The organism is Mesorhizobium sp. STM 4661 (assembly GCF_000359125.1).
In the GTDB taxonomy this organism is placed as follows: domain Bacteria; phylum Pseudomonadota; class Alphaproteobacteria; order Rhizobiales; family Rhizobiaceae; genus Mesorhizobium.
Genome location: NZ_CAAF010000030.1, coordinates 34,285 through 54,085, shown reverse-complemented (window position 1 = coordinate 54,085; position 19,801 = coordinate 34,285). Strand labels below are relative to the sequence as shown.

The 19,801-nt window shown below is 61.9% G+C and carries 22 protein-coding genes and 1 pseudogene; 3 read left to right on the top strand and 20 right to left on the bottom strand.

The annotated features are described in order from the left end of the window. Window positions 1–49: 49 nt before the first annotated feature. A complete protein-coding gene (locus MESS4_RS10190; RefSeq protein ID WP_006329659.1) occupies window positions 50–583 on the bottom strand; it encodes an OmpA family protein in 534 nt (177 codons plus the stop codon). Between the two features lie 194 nt (window positions 584–777). Between MESS4_RS10190 and MESS4_RS10185 the strand changes: the two genes are divergently transcribed. Then, window positions 778–1,356, top strand: coding sequence for a hypothetical protein (locus MESS4_RS10185; RefSeq protein ID WP_198292741.1), 579 nt, complete (start codon window positions 778–780; stop codon window positions 1,354–1,356). 117 nt (window positions 1,357–1,473) lie between these two features. Here MESS4_RS10185 and MESS4_RS10180 read toward each other — a convergent pair whose 3' ends face one another. From MESS4_RS10180 to MESS4_RS33930, 4 genes are all read right to left on the bottom strand, one after another. Next, the gene (locus MESS4_RS10180; RefSeq protein WP_006329650.1) at window positions 1,474–1,830 is read right to left on the bottom strand and encodes a hypothetical protein; all 357 of its coding nucleotides are present in this window, start codon (window positions 1,828–1,830) and stop codon (window positions 1,474–1,476) included. Window positions 1,831–1,847: 17 nt separating this feature from the next. Further along, window positions 1,848–4,400: a caspase family protein gene (locus MESS4_RS10175; protein ID WP_006329648.1), complete on the bottom strand. Its 2,553-nt coding sequence runs from the start codon at window positions 4,398–4,400 to the stop codon at window positions 1,848–1,850. Between the two features lie 521 nt (window positions 4,401–4,921). Then, window positions 4,922–7,414, bottom strand: coding sequence for a DEAD/DEAH box helicase (locus tag MESS4_RS10170; protein ID WP_006329646.1), 2,493 nt, complete (start codon window positions 7,412–7,414; stop codon window positions 4,922–4,924). A 28-nt stretch (window positions 7,415–7,442) separates the two neighbouring features. Then, window positions 7,443–7,769: a hypothetical protein gene (locus MESS4_RS33930; protein ID WP_198292740.1), complete on the bottom strand. Its 327-nt coding sequence runs from the start codon at window positions 7,767–7,769 to the stop codon at window positions 7,443–7,445. Window positions 7,770–8,014: 245 nt separating this feature from the next. On the opposite strand from MESS4_RS33930, the gene MESS4_RS33410 reads away from it, so the two are divergent. Continuing rightward, entirely contained in the window at window positions 8,015–8,170 is a 156-nt protein-coding gene (locus MESS4_RS33410) for a hypothetical protein (RefSeq protein WP_006329642.1), read from the top strand. 425 nt (window positions 8,171–8,595) lie between these two features. On the opposite strand, the gene MESS4_RS10160 is transcribed toward MESS4_RS33410, so the two are convergent. Then, window positions 8,596–8,841 (bottom strand): SDR family NAD(P)-dependent oxidoreductase, encoded by a 246-nt coding sequence (locus tag MESS4_RS10160; protein ID WP_006329641.1) that lies wholly within the window; start codon window positions 8,839–8,841, stop codon window positions 8,596–8,598. A gap of 12 nt (window positions 8,842–8,853) precedes the next feature. Next, complete coding sequence (locus MESS4_RS10155) at window positions 8,854–9,594, bottom strand: SDR family oxidoreductase (RefSeq protein ID WP_006329640.1); 741 nt, start codon at window positions 9,592–9,594, stop codon at window positions 8,854–8,856. 310 nt (window positions 9,595–9,904) lie between these two features. Here MESS4_RS10155 and MESS4_RS10150 point away from each other — a divergent pair, with 310 nt between their 5' ends. Continuing rightward, entirely contained in the window at window positions 9,905–10,807 is a 903-nt protein-coding gene (locus MESS4_RS10150; protein WP_006329639.1) for a LysR family transcriptional regulator, read from the top strand. Between the two features lie 441 nt (window positions 10,808–11,248). On the opposite strand, the gene MESS4_RS32055 is transcribed toward MESS4_RS10150, so the two are convergent. From MESS4_RS32055 to MESS4_RS34975, 13 genes and pseudogenes are all read right to left on the bottom strand, one after another. Further along, window positions 11,249–11,521 (bottom strand): LysR substrate-binding domain-containing protein, encoded by a 273-nt coding sequence (locus MESS4_RS32055; RefSeq protein ID WP_006329636.1) that lies wholly within the window; start codon window positions 11,519–11,521, stop codon window positions 11,249–11,251. Beyond that, window positions 11,497–11,697 (bottom strand): annotated as a pseudogene (locus MESS4_RS10145) (cytochrome c biogenesis protein CcdA); the annotation flags it as partial. The pseudogene MESS4_RS10145 and the gene MESS4_RS32055, both read right to left, overlap by 25 nt. Before the next feature lie 29 nt (window positions 11,698–11,726). Continuing rightward, window positions 11,727–12,524, bottom strand: coding sequence for a DsbA family protein (locus tag MESS4_RS10140; RefSeq protein ID WP_157385553.1), 798 nt, complete (start codon window positions 12,522–12,524; stop codon window positions 11,727–11,729). Between the two features lie 15 nt (window positions 12,525–12,539). Then, on the bottom strand, window positions 12,540–13,322 hold the full coding sequence (locus tag MESS4_RS10135) for an SCO family protein (RefSeq protein WP_051070868.1): 783 nt from the start codon (window positions 13,320–13,322) through the stop codon (window positions 12,540–12,542). Beyond that, window positions 13,322–13,645, bottom strand: coding sequence for a hypothetical protein (locus MESS4_RS10130; RefSeq protein ID WP_006329631.1), 324 nt, complete (start codon window positions 13,643–13,645; stop codon window positions 13,322–13,324). The genes MESS4_RS10135 and MESS4_RS10130 overlap by 1 nt, the downstream gene beginning before the upstream one ends. Before the next feature lie 13 nt (window positions 13,646–13,658). Continuing rightward, the gene (locus MESS4_RS10125; RefSeq protein ID WP_006329630.1) at window positions 13,659–14,186 is read right to left on the bottom strand and encodes a TlpA disulfide reductase family protein; all 528 of its coding nucleotides are present in this window, start codon (window positions 14,184–14,186) and stop codon (window positions 13,659–13,661) included. Continuing rightward, window positions 14,183–14,794, bottom strand: a complete 612-nt coding sequence (locus tag MESS4_RS10120) for a DsbE family thiol:disulfide interchange protein (RefSeq protein ID WP_006329629.1) — start codon at window positions 14,792–14,794, stop codon at window positions 14,183–14,185. The genes MESS4_RS10125 and MESS4_RS10120 overlap by 4 nt, the downstream gene beginning before the upstream one ends. 88 nt (window positions 14,795–14,882) lie before the next feature. After that, a complete protein-coding gene (locus MESS4_RS10115; RefSeq protein ID WP_006329628.1) occupies window positions 14,883–15,323 on the bottom strand; it encodes a DUF411 domain-containing protein in 441 nt (146 codons plus the stop codon). 38 nt (window positions 15,324–15,361) lie between these two features. Next, window positions 15,362–15,802 (bottom strand): DUF411 domain-containing protein, encoded by a 441-nt coding sequence (locus MESS4_RS10110; RefSeq protein ID WP_006329627.1) that lies wholly within the window; start codon window positions 15,800–15,802, stop codon window positions 15,362–15,364. Between the two features lie 60 nt (window positions 15,803–15,862). Beyond that, complete coding sequence (locus tag MESS4_RS10105) at window positions 15,863–17,305, bottom strand: multicopper oxidase family protein (protein ID WP_036241028.1); 1,443 nt, start codon at window positions 17,303–17,305, stop codon at window positions 15,863–15,865. A 129-nt stretch (window positions 17,306–17,434) separates the two neighbouring features. After that, window positions 17,435–17,815, bottom strand: a complete 381-nt coding sequence (locus MESS4_RS10100) for a hypothetical protein (RefSeq protein ID WP_006329625.1) — start codon at window positions 17,813–17,815, stop codon at window positions 17,435–17,437. A 223-nt stretch (window positions 17,816–18,038) separates the two neighbouring features. Beyond that, window positions 18,039–18,662: a transglutaminase-like cysteine peptidase gene (locus tag MESS4_RS10095; RefSeq protein WP_006329623.1), complete on the bottom strand. Its 624-nt coding sequence runs from the start codon at window positions 18,660–18,662 to the stop codon at window positions 18,039–18,041. A gap of 446 nt (window positions 18,663–19,108) precedes the next feature. Further along, window positions 19,109–19,696: an NrsF family protein gene (locus MESS4_RS34975; protein ID WP_157385550.1), complete on the bottom strand. Its 588-nt coding sequence runs from the start codon at window positions 19,694–19,696 to the stop codon at window positions 19,109–19,111. Between the last annotated feature and the right edge of the window lie 105 nt (window positions 19,697–19,801).

Genomic DNA, 19,801 nt, shown 5'->3' with positions numbered 1-19,801 from the left:
CGTTTCAAGTCTGTTCGGCACATGAGCCGGGCCTTCGTCCCGGTTCCGGCTACTCGGTGCTTATCCGCATTTCCACCCGGCGGTTGGCAGGACTGTAGGGGTCGGGGTTGCGTGGACGCGTTTCGCCCAGGCCGATCGCCTTGATGCGGACAGCGTCGACGCCGTTGGACATCAGGAAGGCGGTCACCGATTGAGCTCTTCGTTCCGACAGTCCCTCATTGTAGCGAGCCGAACCGGAAGCGTCGGTGTAGCCTTCTACGACAAAACTCAGCGTGCTCAGCCGGCTGTCCTTGAGCGCCTTGGCGAACTCGTCGAGTTCAGCGCGCGCGGTCGTGTCGAGTTCCGCGGAATCCAGGCCGAAATTGATCAGCATATCGAGGCTGGTTTTTTCGGCAGGCGCCGCCTCCTTCTTCTTGCTCTTGCACTCGTCTTCGGTACCGACACAAACCCCACGCGACGGGCCGAATTCGCTCGCCCCGGCAAAAAACTTCACAATGTCTTCTGATTTCTGAAGTGGATCGGCGGAAGCCTGTGCCGAAAAAAGCGCGACCGCCGCCACTAAGGCTGAACCCCACAACCGCACAGCGGTTACTCCTGTTTTGAGCATCCGATTTCGCCAGCCCCGGACTATACCAAATTGCGAAGCAATTGTCTGTCATAAACGTTGAGCATATGAGCGATGAACGGCGGTTGCCACCTTGCCATGGATCGAGGCTTGACCCGCGCCCCGTCCAGGGCTTCAGTGCCGATTGTTCCCCAAGTGAAAGCGTGGCGGCCATGGCCAATGAGCTTCGATTCAAAACGGCACGGGATCTTTTCATGGCCTGCCCCGCTGTTGCCGGGGACATGGTCGCACTTCCAACCGAACAGCCTTCAATCGAGTTTTGCCGCGCCCTCCTTGCCGGACGGGTGCCCGAGGAGGCGATTACGTTCTGTGCCTATCTCCTTCCCGAGCGGGCCGCGGTCTGGTGGGCCCATGAGTGCCTGAGCCACCTGACCGATCTGCTCGACAGCAGGGATCAGGAGTTGCTCGCGCTTGTTCACGAATGGGTCGGCCAACCGGATAGTCCTCACCATAGCGCGGAAGTGAGCAAGGCTGCGGCAATGCCGCCAACAACGCCGGCTGCCTGGATTGCCCTGGCTGCAGGATGGCGCGGCAACGGTACGACCACGGACATGGCTGCGGCATCGCACTTGCAATCATTTCCTGCCGCCCACGCAGTCAATGCGGGAGTTCTGGCCGGGTTGGCGCGTGTTGCATTAGCGGACCGCTTTTCGGTTCTTTCCGCGTTTGTCGAAATGGGCATCCAGATGGCAGAGATCGAGGCGCTGCGCCAATCAGCGGATGCAAATTAAGCGACGATCAAGCCGGAGAGGCCTTACGACCAAACGCCAGCCTCTCGACACGGAAATTGGCTGACCGCGCCCAAGATACGGGTGTTCGCTTCCGGCTGCCGGTCAATGTTCACCTGGTCAACCGCCCCAGCCGCCGCCCCCACTGCTCCCGCCAGTCCCGCCGGCCCCGCCGCCGCCGCCGCCGCCCGAAGAAGGAACGATCACGACGGGCGCGGCAACAGGCTCTTCCTCAACCGGCTTGATCACTTTTTTCTTGACCACGCGTTCGGGAGCGGCCTTGACGACCTTTTTCTCCACAGGTGTCCTGCGAACAACCCTTTGCTCAACAGGTACCCTGCGAACGACCTTTTGCGGCGACGTCTCCACCAGCGGCGTCGGTTCGGGTGGCATCAAGGACGTGCAGCCGGTGAGCCCCGCCAGGATGCCGGACAGGGTTGTTCCGACGATTGCTTGCTTGAATGTCCTGTGCACCATTTGCCCCTCCTGATTGATTAAAACACGTCCCGACGCGGGTTGGCTTCTTCCCAGACCCGCCTGGCCGCGCCGACCAGTTGATTGTCCGGCGAACCGGATGCGGGGACCTTCGACCTGAGCTCCTGGCGCAACTGCTTCAACGCTGCCGTTTTCACCTTCGTGCCGAATTTCGCGAGGTTCGTCCGGGCCTCCGGCAACTGGTCGCGGGTGTCCAGCGCGACCGCGAATGCCAGAAAACGGACGGCCGTGGCCTGATCGGCCTTTTCGCCCTTTTCCATTTCGAGAACCGCGCGATCGAAGGCACCGGACGGGTCGCCCCGCATGGTCGCCATCTCGAACAGTCTTTGCGCTTCCGCCGGGTTGCGCTCGACGCCGACGCCGTCGCGATACATGCGCGCAAGATTGCCCGGAGCATAGGGCTGGCCGAGTTCGGTGGCTTTCTGAAACAGGGCCAGCGCCGTTTTCGGATTTTTCTCGACGCCCGCGCCGGACAGATAGTTCCGGGCAAGCAGGTTCATCGAATACATGTCCTGCCGCTGCACGCCAGCCTCCAGGAAAGCAACGGCGCGGGCCTGATCGGCGGTCACACCATTGCGGCCTTCGGTGAAGATCGCGCCGAGATCGTTCATGGCATAGGTGTGCCCCATCGCCGCCGCCTTGAGCAGCAGGTCCAGCCCCTTGGCCGTATCGCGCTCGACGCCGTAGCCATTGAACAAGGCACGGCCCCACGACGTCATCCCGTAGGGATCGCCCTTGTCGGCCGCAGCCGCGTAGAAGGTATTGGCCTGCTTGCGGTCGACAGGCACGCCCGTTCCGGTCGCGTAGAGGTAGCCGAGTTCGAAAACGGCGCGCACGTGCCCCCTGTCGGCAGCCTGCTGGATAGCTTTCCTGGCCTGGTCGACCTTGCGGGCTGCAAGCAGCGCGCGCCCCAGTTCATAGCGGAAGCGAGCGACATCGGGATACGCCTTGACCGCAGCCTCGCAGAGCTTCACCGCGTCGGCGCCGATTTCATTTGGCAGCAGGCCGGGGACGACGCCTTGCAGGTCGAGGGGTTCGCCGGCAGCCGAATCGCACGGATCGACGGTGGGCGAGAGTTTCATCGTGGCGGGCTTGGATGCGGCGCTCCCCGCCCGGATCTCGAAGGCGACCTCGACCGTTTTGCCGGCTCCGATCTGGGGCTCATAGCGCAGCCGGTCGACCTCATCGGCCATCAGACTCGAGTCGGGCGACAGGATTCGATCGGGCAGCGAGAGTGTTCCCGTGGCCGGATAGCTCGCAACTCTCAGGCTGACCGCCGGATCCTCTGTCGGGAAATTCAGCTTCAGCGGAATCGGGCCGACGCCGACGGGAATGTCGATCTCCCGGTTTTCGATCGCCTCGGCGGCGCCGGTGATATGGATGCCCCGCTCCAGCACCTGCTGCTTCTGCTCGGCTTCGAGCGAGGCCATCACCTGTTCGCCCCGGGGTCCTTCGCCGCTCTTGACCCGAAACACCAGCATGCCCCTGGCTTCGCCGCCCCAATTGTCGCGTGCGGCATAGGCCAGCATATCCATCTCTTCCGGCTCGCCGATCCCCTTGGGGACATCCATCTGCAAACGCGGCAGGTCCTTGCCCTGGATCTGTTCTCCCGCCTCGACGACCTTACCGTCCAGCATCAGGCGTCCGAGCGTGGGCGATCTTTCGATGCTGACGGTGATTGTCCCGCCGTCGGCCTCGACCGGTTCCGCGAGATCCAGATCGACGGGGCCGGCCCCCGACAGCACGACCTTCTCCAGCACCGGCGGCAGCGATGGGCGGCTGCTGCGACGCATCAGAACGACTTCGTCGATCAGCGATGAGTTCTCCCAGGGAACCTGCAAGCCCTTTGTAGCCTCAACCACATCCCGGCGCACGGCCGACATGACCGTGTGAATCTCCTGGTTGGGGGCCAGAGCGCGACGAGCAAACGCTGAGGAAAAAGGACTGAGGTCGCCGGCGCCGTCATAGGCAACCGCGCCGGGTGCGGTGGCAAAGGCGATCAGCGTGTTCAGCGAGCTTCTTACTTGCGCAAGACCGGTGCCGCTCGCGACAACAAGCTGATCCCTCAGCCAATAATCCTTTCGCGGGAATGGATTGTTGCGGCAGGCATCGAGCATGATCACCTGGATTTTCGACTTCGAACGCATCTGCTCCAGCACGTCGTTCAGCTTGATCGCCTGGACCTCGACGTCGGCCGCCTGTTTCAACGACGCGTCTACCGGGATGAGGAAATTTTCGCCACCGATCTGAAAGCCGTGACCGGAATAGTAGAGGACGGCGATATCGGCGCCGTCCACGGCGGCCAGATAGTTGCGGAACTGGTCTTCGAACTGCAGCTTGGTGAGATTGCTCGCAACGAACACCTCGAAACCAGCCTGCCGAAACATATCGGATACGGCCACAACATCCTTGGCCGGGTTCTTGAGGGCCGAGATTTCCCGGTAGTCGGAATTGCCGATGACAAAGGCAACTCTTCGCTCGAGGGCGGACGCGTCCAAGGTCGCAAAGCTTGCGAGGATGACGGCTGCAACGAATCCGCAACGTCGGAGCATGGCAAATCCCTTAACCGTTGTTCCCTGGTCACCACAAGAACACAACTTGCGGTATCAAGGTCTGTTAGAGAGCATGCAATCTGCCGGGACAGGAAAGAGAGAAAAGCCGTCGCGACAGCGGGCATATTCCTCACTTGATCAATTCCTAAATTACATCAGAGGCCGAGTGTCCGCAATGATTGCCGGACGGTTTCTCAACCTGGCTATTCGGATCCATGGTCGCCTTGGGGCCGGCTGCCGGAACGATGTTATGGTTAATTAAACGGCGCTGTCAGATGGGTCCACGAAACTTCCGCGAAAGGTCGGACCTTCACCTTCTAGATTGCCGCCCCTGGGGCCTACCCGAGGCGCAGGCTGTTCGTTGTCATCAAGCAAGATCACCGGCCTTCTCGCCATGGACATTGTTCTCGCTGACAGCCGCGCCGCATTAAGGCCCAGCCTGCAATTAGGTCGGACTGGAGCCCGGCGCGGCAGACGAGTTGGCTGGCGACCGAAGCGATCATGTGTTCAGCGGCCGCCCGTCACGCAATCTTCCCCCGCAAGCTGTCGGCGAGTGCAGAAAGCGTATCGGCAAGTTGTCTCGCGGCTTCCGGTGGCGGCAGCGGCATTTTGAGGCTTTGCGCGCCGGTGGCGGGATCGCGCTCGATCCATGGATGCGCCGGAGCGCTGGGATCGTTGGCGGACGCCAGCGCGGCGACAAACTGGGCGCCGACCTGCAGCAAGGCGTGCCAGGGATCGGCACCCGTATCGCTCGGTGGTGCTCCGGCCTTATCAGTTCGCGCGATCGCCGTCTCGCTAGCGCCAGCGTTTACATCCGCATTTACATCTTCCACGGATCCGGCCGCATCCGCGGCGGCGATGTTCGTCACCTCCTCAGCCGGCGTTACGGCCTCGCCCTCCCCCATGCTTCCGGTGACATTTTCCACGTCCTTCATGAAGCGGTTGAGACGCGAGCCGCCGAGCGAAATCTCGCCACTGCCGCCGTCGAGAATTCCCGCCGACAAGGAGCGTTTGAACGCCAGCACCGAAAGCATACCCTCCTCGATGGTGCCCTTTGCCACGAAATTGACGACCTGCACCGGCCGCAACTGACCCATGCGATGGATGCGCGCGATGCGCTGTTCGAGGATCGCCGGGTTCCACGGCAAATCCATGTTCACCAGGGTCGATGCATGCTGCAGATTGAGGCCCGTGCTGCCGGCGTCGGTGGACAGGAACACGCGGCAGGCGGGATCGTCGCGAAACCGCTCGACCAGTGCCGGCCGTTTTTCCGATGGCACACCGCCGTGGAAACTGACATAGCCCAGCCCACGCGCCTCGAGGCGGCGGATGACGATGTCATGGGTCCGCGTCCATTGCGAAAACACCACCGCCTTGGCCTCGGGCTCGGCGAACAATCCGTCGAACAGGGCCGCCAGTTCGTCTGCCTTGACGCCATGGTCGGTTTCGCGGTCCAGCAGATAGGTGCTGTTGCACGACATGCGCATGTTCTGCAGGGCACAGGTCAGCCTCCGCTGATCCTTGTCCGACAGGAACCTGGTCTTGCGCCAGCGCTGGACTATCTTCGCCACCACGTCGGCGTTTTCCTGATGATGGAGCGTTTGCATCTCTGTCATCGGCACCAGCAGGTTCTGGTCGGTCCGGCTGGGCAGTTGCCGCAGCACCTCGGATTTGCGCCGGCGGATCATCACCGGCGCCAGCGTTTGGCCGATCCTTTCCAGCCCGGTATAGCCGGTGACGCGCCCGGCTTCGTCCTTGACCTGATGCTCGTGCAACAGCTTCCAGGTCGGCCCCAGCCGGTGCTGATCGACAAACTGGACGATGGAGACCAGTTCCTCGAGCTTGTTTTCCAAAGGCGTCCCGGTAAGCACGATCGCATAGGAACTATCGATGCGTTTCAAGGCGCGCGCCGCTATGGTGTTCCAGTTTTTGACCCGTTGCGCTTCATCGACGATGATCAGTTCGGGCGCCCATGCGGCGATGAGGTCGAGATCGGGCTGGAGTTTCTCGTAGTTCGTGATCTTGCAGAAATCGTCCAGGGCGTAGTCCTTCTGCCGCTGCGCCCGACCGCCGTTGATGACTCGCGCGGCATTTTCACCCTCTCGCTCCGAGAAACGCACGATCTCGCTTTGCCACTGGTATTTGAGCGAGGTCGGGCAGACCACCAGCACTTTCGAGACGCCAAAATGTCGCGCCAGTATTTCCGCCGCGGCAATTGCCTGTATGGTCTTGCCTAGCCCCATATCGTCGCCGATCAGTGCCCGGCCGGACCGCACCGCGAACAGCGCCCCCTCGGCCTGATAGGGATAGAGCGGTACCTTCAGCAGTGCCAGCAGCTTGGGATCGGCGGCACCGCGTGGAAACAACTGTTCGAGCTTTGCGGCGCGCCAGTCCGCATCTCGCCTTGCCGCGATGAAATCGAGCGCATCGTCATAGGCTCGCAACTCATGACCGCACTTCGACACCATGGTCATGAAACGCTCCAGCTCGCCAAAGCGCTCGTCCGGCAGCATCCCGTTGCGTTCGGCATCGAACAAACCGTCGGCGGCCTCGCTTACCGCCGGCGGGCAGTCCGTTCCGGCGCGAAAATGTACGCGGCGTTTGCCTTCATTACGCAAATAAAGCTCGGAAAATGCCGGCTGGTAACCGCGCGCAAACGCCGTCCTGGCGCCGCGCTTTTTCTTCAACTGGGCAAGCGTGAATTCGAGATGCTTGCAGGTCCCCAATTCGCTGGTGGCATAATCGGGGCATGAACAGAAATTTCCACCTGGCCCCAAGCCTCGGATCGCCACGCGGTAGCTGGACTTCGAAACAGGATTGCTGACCCGAAATTCGGAGAAAAACGGTTCGTTGGTCAGATTCTCAAGCCCGAAGTCCTGCTCGCGCCCGAACTGGCGGCGCAACCCGCGTTGCCAGTCCACCGGCGAAAGATCGGTAGGCGCGTGGGTGCGCGAGAGCTTAGGCTCCCTGTTCGGCTTGATCGCGGAATTCAGGCTTTGGCGCTTGGATTTCATCGAAGCATAATCCGTTCAGAAAAATTTCTCACGAGACGTTAATCGTAGATGCGGGCGACTCAACTGTGTAACCGAGCGACCGATATCCCGTTCTCCGCTTTGCCGCCATGCGCGCCAAAGAAAATCCAGACGGGACCTCCATTGCCGGATCGAGAACGCTCAAGGGCGGCGGGCACCCCTTTGGCACGGCACGTTTCGAGCATATAGCTAACGCATCGGCCGCCCAGTTCTCCTCATCAAAATCGGCAGCAATAAACCAACAGGTCTCGTCAGGAAGAAGCGGGTAAACGCCAGCGACGAAGTCATTGGTAGATGGGCGCAGGCTGTCGGCACCGCGCAGATGCTTTTCGATCACGCCATCGGAGACCGGTATGAAGGCTTGATGAGGGCACTCGCCGCATTTGACCCGCGGTTTGCCGCATATCCCCCTGACCCACTCGTTCGCGCACGCGGGCGCATAACCGGACTTGGCGATCTTCTGGTTTCCCATCGGAGAGGATATACGTCAGGACGACCTGCGAACAGGCGCCGAAAGAGCGCGATCTTGTCGGTGCTGGAGGATGTCGTCGTGACGGTCAGCGCATCTCCGAGGGTGTTTGGTTGATGATTTATCTGGGTCATCGCCACGCGCTGATCCACGAGATCGCTCAGGGCCGCCTCGAGTTCAGCCCGTTCGGACTCAATCGCGGCCATTCGGGCTCGAATCCGCTCGATCCCTGCCTCAATTTCGCGTTCACCCCCGGCGTCACCGCCTAGCACGGAACGACCTCCTCCAAATGCGTGCAATGCGCGTTTACATGTGCCACGCCGAAATGTTTAAGAGCCCTTCGGCTATCTGCTCGCAGCCACCTCTGCGATTTGAGCAAGGCTAGTGAGATGGGCCGGCAGGTCAAGCACAGTTCGGTCGAGAGGCGCTCACGTTTGATACGATCGCGCGTGTCCGGACCACGTCGGACGAGATGATCGCCAGCGCCATCCGCACCATCTCTAAGCGTTGTCCATGTCAGCGCGTCGTCTGGGATGCAGTGAGCCCGCTGCTTGGATGCGCATTTGCAGAACGATCCTCGAGCGGGCGACCAACCGGGTCATCACGAAGATCGCGGCTCTAATCGGCCCTGGTGCCAGGTGGAGGCAGATCGTATCAAGTGACGGACGTAGGGCGATAACCCGACAAACCTGCGCTATTGCCGCCGTTTGCCCCCGATCGCCGACGTCGCCGAGGCGTCGGACTGGACGTCGAGCGCGACCGTCCGGAGATCGACCTTGTGCTCCTGGGCGTAGGTGGCGACCTCGGCGATCTGTCCGGCGTTCTTGCGGCTCAGTCCACGCATCGAGGCATGGACCGTGTGACCGGACGCCGCCAGCGCATTGGCCATCATGCGGCCGAAGCCGCTCGATGCGCCGGTGATGAGAACAACTTGCTTCATAGTTCTTACTCCTCAGACCACGCCGCCGTTCGCGCGCACGATCTGTCCGTTGATCCAGCCGCCGTCCGGTCCCACGAGCAGGGAGACGACGCGCGCGATGTCGTCGACCTCGCCCAGGCGGCCGAGCGGGTTCATCTGCTTGATGCGGTCGAGCGTGGCCTGGTCCTTCCCCTCGAGGAAAAGCTCGGTGGCCACCGGCCCGGGCGCGACCGCGTTGACGGTGATCCCCCGAGATCCAAGCTCTTTGGCGAGGATATGCGTCAGGGCCTCGACCGCTGCCTTCGTGGCCGCGTAGATGCCATAGGTCGGCTGATAGAGACCCACGACGCTCGAGGAGAAGTTCACGATGCGCCCGCCGTCGCGCAGCCGCTTTGCGGCCTCCCGAAGACCGTTGAAGGTGCCCTTCAGATTGATCGCGATCGTCTGATCGAACGTCGCGTCGTCAACCTGGGCCACCGGCGTCAGCTTCATGATGCCGGCGTTGTTCACCAGCACGTCGACGCCGCCGTAGGTCGCCTCCGCGGAATCGAACAGCCGCTTCACAGCCAGCGGGTCGCTGACATCGGCCTGGGCGGATATGGCCCGGCCGCCCGCCTTCTCGATCCGATCGACAAGCTTGGCGGCCGCGTGGGTGTTGCCCGCATAGTTGACGATGACTGTGAGGCCGTCGCTTGCCAGTCGCCGCGCGATGGCGGCTCCAATGCCGCGAGACGCCCCGGTGACGATTGCGACCTTGTTCGTTGAGGTGGTCATAGTGATTTTCCTGTAATTGTTGCCCCGTCGAGACGACGGCGTGCGGCCCGTGAGATCGCCCCAAATGCGACCGATCAGCCGGGGTTCTGCTTCTGCATTTCCTGCATCTTGGCGATGGTGAAGGTCTCGTCGGCGCGGCCGCGTTTCCGGGCCCAGTGCACCGGCGGCTATCCTTTTTGCTTCATTCGACATTTGGAACTCCTTTCCGTCGCTTCGTGGCGCAGAAAGTAGCCGTTTCGAATTTCAGCGGTAGCGAGCCTGTTTCAACATCAGCATTTCAGAAAACATAACAATCTGCTACGAGACGTTCATGGATCGCATCGGCGTCATGCGTTTGTTCGTTCGGATCGTGGAGCGTGGGAGCTTCGCTCAGGCCGCTAGGGACCTGCAGGTTCCGCGCCCGACCGCGACCCATGCCATTCAGCGTCTCGAGGCCGATCTCGGCGTCCGGCTGCTCGACCGGACAACGCGGAATGTGAGGCCGACGCTCGACGGCGCGCTCTACCATGAGCGCTGCATTCGTCTCCTGGCCGACCTCGACGAAGTGGAGAGTGTCTTTCGCAACGCGGAGCCCAAAGGGCCGCTTCGCGTCGATATGCAAGGCACCGTCGCGCGCTTCTTCGTGCTCCCCGGGTTGCCTGACTTCATAGCCCGCTACCCGGAAATCTCGTTGAACCTGAGCGAAGCCGACCGCATGGTCGATCTCATCACCGAAGGGGTCGACTGCGTTATCCGCTCTGGAGAATTGTCGGATTCATCACTCATTGGCCGCCGGATCGCCTCGCTCCCGCAAGTGACCCTCGCCAGTCCGGCCTATCTCGAACGCCATGGCATCCCCTCGAGGCCAGACGAACTTGAGGGCCATCGGATGGTCGCCTATACGGCCTCAGCGACAGGCCAGCCCTATCCGATGGAGTTCGAGAAGGACGGACGGCCGTTGGACATCCCGTTACCCTTCGACCTGCTCGTCCGCGGCGCGGAGATCTACACCGCGTCGGGTGTCGCCGGGCTGGGATTGATTCAGGTCCCGCGCTACCGCGTCGAGCATCAAATCGCGACAGGAGAGCTCGTCGTGGTGATGGACGGCTTTCCACCCCCGCCGATGCCCGTCTCCGTGCTCTATCCCCAGAGCCGCCATCTATCGTCGCGCATCCGGGTTTTCATCGACTGGCTCTCCGAGCTGTTTCGATCGGCCCAAGCGCACCAAAAGTGATCGAAACCATCACCAGAAGCCCGCGAGAGGTGAGTGAAAGCTTGCGCAGCCTGGGCGGTGCAAGCCATCAAACCTTACCCGACCCAACCCTTGAATGTGAACGCAACATAGAACAGCTCGATGTTCGAGAACCCCGCCTCCTGAAGCAACGCCGCGTCCTGTTGCCGATGGCAAAGATCACGGACTCGCCAAGCGCCTCGTGCAACTGCAGCTTACTGACAGCTCGATGTGGATGATGTGCCCGCAGTAGGAGAACAGGACGCCGCCTGCGCACCTCTGTTTTGGCGGCTCCCATGGTTGAACCCGCCTATGTGCGCCAAAATTCGCCGTTTTCTCGCCGCGCCTCTTGACCGTCTTACATAGAGACCAGCGAGTTCAAACGCCTTGCTCGGGCATGTGTGGCCGCGGTCTTCCCAGCCGGCCAGAGAACTGCTGCGCCAACTAATCGATAAAGACCCGGACACGCGGTGAAAGCCGCCGGCTTTGCGCATAAAGGAGAGACACAGGAACAGAGGGCGGCGGAAGATCAGGCAACACAGCCACGAGGCTTCCTCGACGAAGATCCTCTTCGACATGGAAGCGCGGCATTTGCGCCAGACCGAGCCCGAGCCTTACGCCCGAGAGGTAGCTCTCGGGCCCTGTCGCCGAAAGCGTCGCCGGCAAAGGGACGCTGCGGACCTCTCCGTCTATGTCGAAAATCCGAGCACGAAGCACAGGCTGAGGCCCGCTGCCGACAAGCGAGTCGTCCGGTCGGCGGGCCCGTCCATTGGCGTCCTACCGGCGACATAGGAAACATAGCCCGGCACCAGCGGCAGTACGCAGGGCGAGAGAAACGAGACGATGCCCGCCGTGAATGCGGTCAGCACGCCGATGTTGGAGAGTTCGGGCATTCAGTTGTTCCCGGTTGCTGGCGCGTGCCTCATTTCTGCAGCCCCCTCGCCTGCCCGATCAGTTTCTTCATCGTCGCAAGGTCGGTGGCACCGGGAAAGATCTGGTCGCCGACGACGAAACCCGGCGTTCCGGTTATTTTCAGCGCCTGGGCCAGCTCCGCGTTCCGGTCTATCGATGCCTGGATGTCGGGATGCTGCATGTCGATCTTCAGGCGCGGGACGTCGAGGCCGGCCTCGGCCGCAACCTTGAGCACGATCGCTTCGGTCACCCTTGTCTTGGCGCCCAACAGCGCCTTGTGGAACGCCGCGTATTTGCCTTGCCGCTCGGCCGCGAGCGCCGCCTTGGCCGCGAACATCGAATCTGGGCCGAGAATGGGAAATTCCTTGTAGACGATCCTGAGTTGCGGATCGTCGGCCGCGGCTTGCGCCATGATCGGCGCCACCTGGCGGCAATAGGGGCAGTTGTAGTCGAAGAACTCGACCATGGTGACGTCGCCCTGCGCGTTGCCGCCGACCGGGCTTTGCTTGTCGCGGAAGATGTCGTCGGCGCGTGACACGAGCACCGCCTTTGCCTCTGCCGCCTCGGCCTCGCGCTGGCGAGCGTCCAGGCTCTGCAAGGCTTGCATGATGATTTCGGGATTAGCGAGAATATAATCTCGCACACGCTTGTCGAACTGGTCCTGGGACATCTCGCCTGCGGCGTTCGCTGATCGCTGCGCCCCCTGAAAGCCGGGATTGAGCAGGAACCATCCCGTCAGTCCTATAAGCAGGAGGGCGCCAAGGCTGCCGCCGCTATATCGGTTCATCTGTTTTGCTGCTGTACTCATGTTCGTCTCCCCTTGCTATCTGTTGGGGCCAGCGGGTGCCGGTGATGTAAAAATGGGCAAAAAAAGGCCCTTCAATTTTGCCAGCCAGCCTTCGTCCTGCTCGTGGTGCGGCCGTTCGACATTATTGGTCAGCGCGTTGACGAAGGTGACGAGGTTGATGGGTTCGAATTTCAAGCCATGGAAATTTGCCCGCCAGCGGCCCTCCTTGTCGATCACATGCGTGACGATGCCGTGCATCTGGTAGCCGTCATCGGTCAGGGTGAATTTGTGGCCGAAGGCTTCCGCCAGCTTGCGCGTCGTATCCTCGGGCTGGTCCGGCGTCGTGGTCAGGAACAGCCAGTTGGCGGGGTCGAGCCCGTGCGCCGGCCCGTAGCCTTTGAGGACATCGGGCGTGTCTTTCTTCGGATCCGTCGTGATGCTGACGAAGGTAACCTGATCCTTCATCGGCGTGGCGTTCACCATCTTCTGGATCTCGGCGATCTTCTCGGCGTGCAGCGGGCACACGTCCGGGCACGATGTGTAGATGAAGTGGAGCACGACGACCTTGCCACTGAGATCGGCCAGCCGCACGACGCGTCCGTCGGCGGTGCGCAGCGTGAAATCGGGCGCCGGTTTGTCGATCGGCTGGAAGTACTTCTCGTCGCCCCGGAGCATGGCGTCGACTTCATCCAGCGAGTGCGCTTGCGCGCCGTGGACAAAGCCGGCGATCAGCGCCGTCAGGGCGATCAGGCCGCGCAGCATGCGCATTCGTAAAGCCGGCAACGGAGCCTGCGGCTTATCTTGGACCCGGACGAACATCACCCATTGGCTTTCAGATTGATGGGCAGTGCCTTGGCGCCATCGCTGTCCCCGTCGGCCTTTGGGACAACATTTTCGGTCGAGCAGGCGCGGCCTGTCATCCGGCTCATACAGAGCCCAAGCGCGCACATGGCGACGCAGGGCAGGACGCCGAGCAGCAGCGGCGCAATTCCTGCGGCAATCAGCCACGACCAGTTGAAGGCAAGGCCGGCGACGGCAATGGCCGCGCCGGCGGCAATCAGGCCGCGCCGGCCGGGTCGAAAAGATTGGATATCGCGGCTTGGCGATGCCTGCCGGGCCTGGGTCAGTTCTGTCGTCGTCATGTCATTTCCTTTCTCATTTTGCGGCGATGCGGCCACTGATGAAGTCGACCATGTCGGGCGCATCCCATTCAGCCGGGCCGATCAGCCGGCCGATCTCCTTGCCCTGGCGGTCGATCAGCAGGGTTGTCGGCAGGCCCACGGTGCCGAGCGCGAACATCGCCTTGGCAGAGGTGTCGATATTGAGCGCGAGATGTGTGACGCCCGTCTCGGCGTAGAACTTTTTGACGATGTCCGGTCCGGCGCGGTCCATGGAGAGCGCGACGACCTCGAAATCTTGCCCACCGAGCTTGGCCTGCAGCCGGTCGAGCGTCGGCATTTCCTTGCGGCAGGGCGCGCACCATGTCGCCCAGATGTTGAGCAGCACGACCTTGCCGTAAAAATCGGCGAGTGTTCTCGGCTGGCCGGCGCCGTCCTCGAAGCGGATTTCCGCCACCGGCACGGGAGCCTCATGAACGACAAAGTTCTGCGGCGGCTCAGCCGCCGATGCAGGCTGCGACGACGCCAGCAGCACGCCAAGAAAAGCGATGGCGAGCTTGCTCATGGTTGCCGCCCCCTTGCTTCGGCACGCAAGCGCTCGACGAGCGGCAGGATCGTCTTCTCAAGAACCTCTTCTGTCACAGCGCCAATGTGCTTGTAGGCAATGCGGCCGTCGGCGCCGACCACGAAGGTTTCAGGGATGCCGTAGACGCCCCAGTCGATGGCGACGCGGCCGTTGAGGTCCGCGCCGGTGCGCGTATAGGGATCACCCATCGTGTCGAGCCATCGCGCGGCGTCGTCGGGCCTGTCCTTGTAGTTTATCCCATACAGCGGCACAGTGCCGTCTGCCGCCAACTGCATGAACACGGGATGCTCCTCCCGGCAGGCCAGGCACCAGGATGCAAAGACGTTAACCAGTGAGACCTCGCCCCTGAGGTCACCGCTCGACAGGCCAAGGGTGCGGCCCTGGACCGGTGGCAGGCCAAATGCGGGCACCGGCTTGTCGATCAGCGCCGATGGGATATCGGATGCGTTGCGCGTGAGCCCCCAGGCAAGCAAGGCGGCCATGCCGGCGAAAATCAACGCCGGCAGGAAGACCGCAAGCCGTTGCAGCGTGGTGCGCTGGGCGGCCGGTGGGTCCGCGTCGGACTGAATGATGTTACCGCTGGTCATGATGCATCCGCTGATCCAAAAGGAACGTCATGGAAAGCCAGATTCTTGCAGGGCATTCAGACACGTTGGCCAACATCGCGGTCGCCTTTCACTCCGTCGCATAAACGGTCGGCGCCTTGCCGTCCTTGGTGAAGGCGTAGATCGTCCATGTGCCATCCTTTTCGCCGCCCATGCCCGGTGCCCCCGCCGGCATGCCGGCCAGCGTGATGCCGGATATGGCGGGCCGTTCGGTCAATAGCTTCTTGACGATATCGACCGGCACCAGGCCATCGACGACATAACCGTCGACCATCATCGTGTGGCAGCCTTCGAGATCGGCGGGCACGCCGGCATCGCTGCTGATCTGCGAAAGGTTGTTGACCGGCTTGATGTCGACCTTGAAGCCGTTCTGCTCGAGATAAGCGGCATAGGCCTCGCAGCAGCTGCATTGCGGGTTCTTGTACATTACGGCGCTGATCGTCGCGGCAACCGCAGGCACAGGCGTAGCGATCAGCAGCGATAGAGCGGCAAGGCGATAGGTCAGCTTCATTGAAATCTCCATTGGTTGCAGAGGTCCGGGGTCGGCCGTTACTCTGTCGCGTAGACGGTCGGCGCCTTGCCATCCTTGGTGAAGGCGTAGATTTTCCAGGTCTCGGTCTTCTGGCCGCCCATTCCCGGCGAGCCTATCGGCATGCCCGCCATGGCGATGCCGGCGATTTCAGGTCGCTCCGCCAGCATCTTCTTGATCAGGTCGACCGGCACGAAGCCATCGACCACGTAATCGCCGATCACCACCGAATGGCAGCCCTGCAATTGCGCGGGAACGCCCAGCCCGGCGCTTATCTCTGACAGATCGTTAGTCGGCTTGAGTTCGACCTTGAAGCCGTTCTGTTCGAGATAGGCAGCGTAGGTCTCGCAGCAACTGCAGCTCGGGTTCTTGTACATCAGTGTCTGGATTGGCGCCGCGACGGCTGGAATCGGCATGGCGACTGCGAGCGCGAAGGCGGCGAAGGCGTAAGTCGGTTTCATTGCAGTTCCTCGGTTGATTGGTCGGCTTGGCCGACGCAAAGGTTCAGGGTTGACGAAAAATCAGGTCACCCGGAAGACGGTCATGAGACCTGCCATCTGGTGGTCGACGATATGACAGTGCAGCATCCAGTCGCCGGGATTGTCGGCGACGAAGGCGCATTCGATCGTGTCCTTGGGGGCAAGCAGCACCGCGTCCTGCCATTGCCGGTACGGCACCGGCGAACCGTTGCGCGAAAGCACCAGCATGCTGAAGCCGTGGATGTGCATGGGATGCCACCACGCGGTTTCGTTGCGCATGGTGAGATGACAAGTGGAGCCGCGTTTCAGCGTGAACCGCGGCATCATGCCGGCGTGGCCGTCGCCGGTCATCGACATCCCGTTGATCGCCCAGGCAGCGCCGCCATTCATGCCGGGCATCGCCATACCCATCATGCCGCCGACGCCGGCGAGCTTGCCGCCGCCCATCATGCCGCCCTGCAATACGATCTGCTGGCGCTCGGCCCCGGAGAGGTCGGGTTCGGGCAAGGGATTGCGCGGCAGGCCGACAGGCGTGTCGAGAGGATGCGCCCGCAGCGGTGGTGCATTGTCATAGGCAAGCGTGGTCAGCGTATAGGCGAGGCCGTCATAATAATCGTCGATCACCGCGTATCGCTTGCCGGGGCCGCCCTGCATGTCGAGCACGATGTCGATGCGCATGGCCGGCGCCAGCAGCAGACGGCCACCCTCCGGCTCATGCGGGTCGCAGGGCTGACCGTCGATGGCGACGACGACCGGGCGATGGCCTTCGAAGCGCAGCGCCATGATACGGGCGAGCGAGCCATTGGCGAGCCGCAGCCTGACGCGCTCGCCGGCTTTCACGCTCTGGTCGGCCGGCACCGTGCCGTTGATGGTGACGACATTGCCGACGCGGCCCGACATCGCCGCATCCATCGGGCTGCCGAAACCGGCGGCGATCTGGCCATCGCCGGAAAGCCGCCAGTCCTGCAGCAGCCACATAAGGTCGCGGTCAACGGCGACAGGCTCGGCCTCCTCGACGATGAGGGCGCCGGCAAGGCCGCGACCGAGCTGCACCAGACTGTTGGCATGCGGGTGATACCAGAAGGTGCCGGCATCGGGCGGCGTGAACTCATAGACGAAGCTCGTCCCCGGCCCGATCGGCTTCTGGGTCAGGCCCGGTACGCCGTCCATGGCGTTTGGCAGCCGGATGCCATGCCAATGCACCGTGGTGTCCTGGTTGAGTTCGTTTTCGACAATGATGCGGACCGGTTGGCCCTGGCGCAGGCGCAGCGTCGGGCCGGGGATGATGCCGTCATAGGCCCAGACGGCGGTATGCGGGCCATCCGGGCCGGTGAACCGGGCCTGGCTCGGCGCGGCCCTGATCCGGCGTTCGTCGACGGCTGTTGCCAGTGACGATGCCGGGCGCATCGATGCGGCAACGGCAAGCCCCGTCGTCGCGACGAGAAGCCCGCGGCGCGATATGAAATGACTGAAATCGGAATTCACCCTTGTGCCCTTTGCGATCTCGATCGACGGCGAGCCATCGATTGAATTGCTGTTCGCGCCCACGGCGCAACAACGCGCTTGGCGGGCGGTCAAGCGCCGGAAATCAGCCGCGGGACGGCTGAAACGGCGTCAGACGAGAGCGCTGGGTCTTGGAGGGGATGGTTCGGGCAGGGTACTTCGCCCGTGCAGGAACGGGGTCGGCAGCGGTGATGGCTGTTGCGCCGGTGGAACCATCATCACGGCGAGGTTTTGCGGCAGCATAGCGAACGCCGGCGCGATACAGGTCGGCGGACAGTGCATCGGATTGCCGGTGTCGCCCGCGCCCTTGAGGCAGGCGCTGCAATCGCCGGCGGTTCCCATACCGGACATACCGGCGTCGGACGGCATGGTCATGCCGCTGGCCATCTTCACCGACATGACGCTCGCCTGAGCGGCAGACAGGCTGAACCCGGCGGTCAGGAAGACCGCGAGCAGCATGACAAGGACGTATTTTGGCGACCAGCGTGCCATCATCCACTCAGGCTGACCGCAAAGTGCGGCTTTTGCAAGCCCAAACAAAGAGTGCGATGTTGGAACAGCCTGTGGCCAAGATACTTGGCGGGAGTCAGCTTGGCATTTGCAGTTTCAGTACGCCACCACGTTACCAGCTCATCATCACCAGCGACCACACAGCTATACGGTCCAATCCGCCAAACTATGCGCAATAAGCTGCGTTCCGCGATGCACATGCTCCCTATTTTACCGCGCCGACCAGCACTGGCTGGCTTTCGCGGATCGAGACCCAGCGGCCTGTGTTGTCGATCGCCTGACGCTTCAAGAAAGTATAATCCGTTTCATCCCACTGGCGGACCTTGTCGGTCAGATTGTCGAGGAGGAAATCGCCCTTGTCGGTGCGCACCGTCAGCACTGCATGGCCCTCGCCGTCGGGTTTGCGGACGACAGTGACCAGAAGAGCGGCGAACGATACTCCCATGCGGTTCAATTCACGGCGCTTTTCGAGAACATAATCCTCGCAGTCGCCAACACCCTTGTCAGGGTAGGCCCAGACCTCGTCCTTGCCATAGATATCGTCGTCGCTCATAGGCTTGACGGCGGCGTTGACCTTGATGGTGACGCTGGTCAGCTTCTGCAAGAACGCATCGGTCATTTTGGCTGGAGCAAGGTTGCTCGGGCGAATCGAGCATTCGGCAGGATTGGCCCGGCAGAAATCATAGTGGCCGATCGGTTGCGAGGTCGGGCCGCCGGTTGCCATCGGATGGGCAGCAACTGCTGGCGCTGCCGACCACGCCGAAACAGCCAGTCCGGCAGCAATCCCGGCACACGCGCGGACCAACCGCGCCGTCGAAAAGGAAATCATTGTCCCGCTCGCCCCTGTTAGTTAACGAAATGTTAAAGGCAATTGGCAGTCCGTGTCAATTACATCGACGGCCAGATTGGCAGCATGGTTACCCGGATGGCTGTAACAGCGGCCGTTGTGCAACAGCTCAAGACAACGAGCGCAATGCAGCCGTTTGGCGACTGGAGTGAGGACGCTGCCACCGAGCGACTATGTTCGCGCTGACGGCCCCGATCACCGCCAACCCGCGATGGGCGATCATATACCAGGTGGCAACGAACAGCGGAGAATCGTCCGTGCACTGGGCTGCATAGAATGTCGCGGCGATAGCTCCAGCGAATGTACCACAAATCGCGCCTGCAAGGGTCGGTTGCGTCGGTGCGTCGTGGCGCAAGACTGCCAGGAAATTGGCCGATGGACCGCTACCAAACGGTATGTAGGTCAGGCAAACATGCTGTTCATGCCGATCATGCTGCCGGCCAGACATCCTGAGGAAGAACGAACAATTCGACGATCGCGGCAATGGCGATGAGTACAGGAGCGACCGCCAAATACGGCATCGCTTTTCGCCACGCATCCTCGGGCCGCGAAAGCGCGCGAGCCGGACCAAACGCGCTCACCGCAAGCGATATGGTGACTACAAACTTAAATAGAAAACGTGGCGTCTGGGCGGCCGAAGCATTCGAAAACCGCTTCTTCACAAATTCGTTTCGTGACCCGCCTTTGTTACCTAGGTTCAGCTTATTGTTCAGCCTGATGGGCAGCCGAACACACATTCGTCCACGCCAAAATACAATACGAACTTCCCAAAAAACTCGACGGTTGATGGACCTCAGAGGAGCAGATTCGCACCGACGATCCCGCGACATGACGAGTATCCGATTGCGCACGCAAGCCTTCGAAAATTGCAAGAAGGCCGCCCACAGGTCGCCGTGATGATCGTCGCGTCTTTGGCCATGATGGCGACGATGATCAATTCTTTTCTCGAAGCCCATCCGTCGATGGTGGCGGGCAAAGGCAAACGAGTAGCTGCCGAGACGAACTTCCAGTGCCAATTTCGGATTGCCACATTTGGACCCAATTGCCGCCCCATTGCCATCGGAAACCGGTCTGGACGAGAGGCTGAACCAACCGAGTCCTGCTCTGGCCATACCCTTCGT

Bases quoted from the DNA above. Each gene is read 5' to 3' on its own strand.
- MESS4_RS10185 (WP_198292741.1), top strand. From the start codon at position 778: ATGGCCAATGAGCTTCGATTCAAAACGGCACGGGATCTTTTCATGGCC.
- MESS4_RS10180 (WP_006329650.1), bottom strand. From the start codon at position 1,830: ATGGTGCACAGGACATTCAAGCAAGCAATCGTCGGAACAACCCTGTCC.
- MESS4_RS10175 (WP_006329648.1), bottom strand. From the start codon at position 4,400: ATGCTCCGACGTTGCGGATTCGTTGCAGCCGTCATCCTCGCAAGCTTT.
- MESS4_RS10170 (WP_006329646.1), bottom strand. From the start codon at position 7,414: ATGAAATCCAAGCGCCAAAGCCTGAATTCCGCGATCAAGCCGAACAGG.
- MESS4_RS10160 (WP_006329641.1), bottom strand. From the start codon at position 8,841: ATGAAGCAAGTTGTTCTCATCACCGGCGCATCGAGCGGCTTCGGCCGC.
- MESS4_RS10155 (WP_006329640.1), bottom strand. From the start codon at position 9,594: ATGACCACCTCAACGAACAAGGTCGCAATCGTCACCGGGGCGTCTCGC.
- MESS4_RS10150 (WP_006329639.1), top strand. From the start codon at position 9,905: ATGGATCGCATCGGCGTCATGCGTTTGTTCGTTCGGATCGTGGAGCGT.
- MESS4_RS10140 (WP_157385553.1), bottom strand. From the start codon at position 12,524: ATGAGTACAGCAGCAAAACAGATGAACCGATATAGCGGCGGCAGCCTT.
- MESS4_RS10135 (WP_051070868.1), bottom strand. From the start codon at position 13,322: ATGTTCGTCCGGGTCCAAGATAAGCCGCAGGCTCCGTTGCCGGCTTTA.
- MESS4_RS10130 (WP_006329631.1), bottom strand. From the start codon at position 13,645: ATGACGACGACAGAACTGACCCAGGCCCGGCAGGCATCGCCAAGCCGC.
- MESS4_RS10125 (WP_006329630.1), bottom strand. From the start codon at position 14,186: ATGAGCAAGCTCGCCATCGCTTTTCTTGGCGTGCTGCTGGCGTCGTCG.
- MESS4_RS10120 (WP_006329629.1), bottom strand. From the start codon at position 14,794: ATGACCAGCGGTAACATCATTCAGTCCGACGCGGACCCACCGGCCGCC.
- MESS4_RS10115 (WP_006329628.1), bottom strand. From the start codon at position 15,323: ATGAAGCTGACCTATCGCCTTGCCGCTCTATCGCTGCTGATCGCTACG.
- MESS4_RS10110 (WP_006329627.1), bottom strand. From the start codon at position 15,802: ATGAAACCGACTTACGCCTTCGCCGCCTTCGCGCTCGCAGTCGCCATG.
- MESS4_RS10100 (WP_006329625.1), bottom strand. From the start codon at position 17,815: ATGGCACGCTGGTCGCCAAAATACGTCCTTGTCATGCTGCTCGCGGTC.
- MESS4_RS10095 (WP_006329623.1), bottom strand. From the start codon at position 18,662: ATGATTTCCTTTTCGACGGCGCGGTTGGTCCGCGCGTGTGCCGGGATT.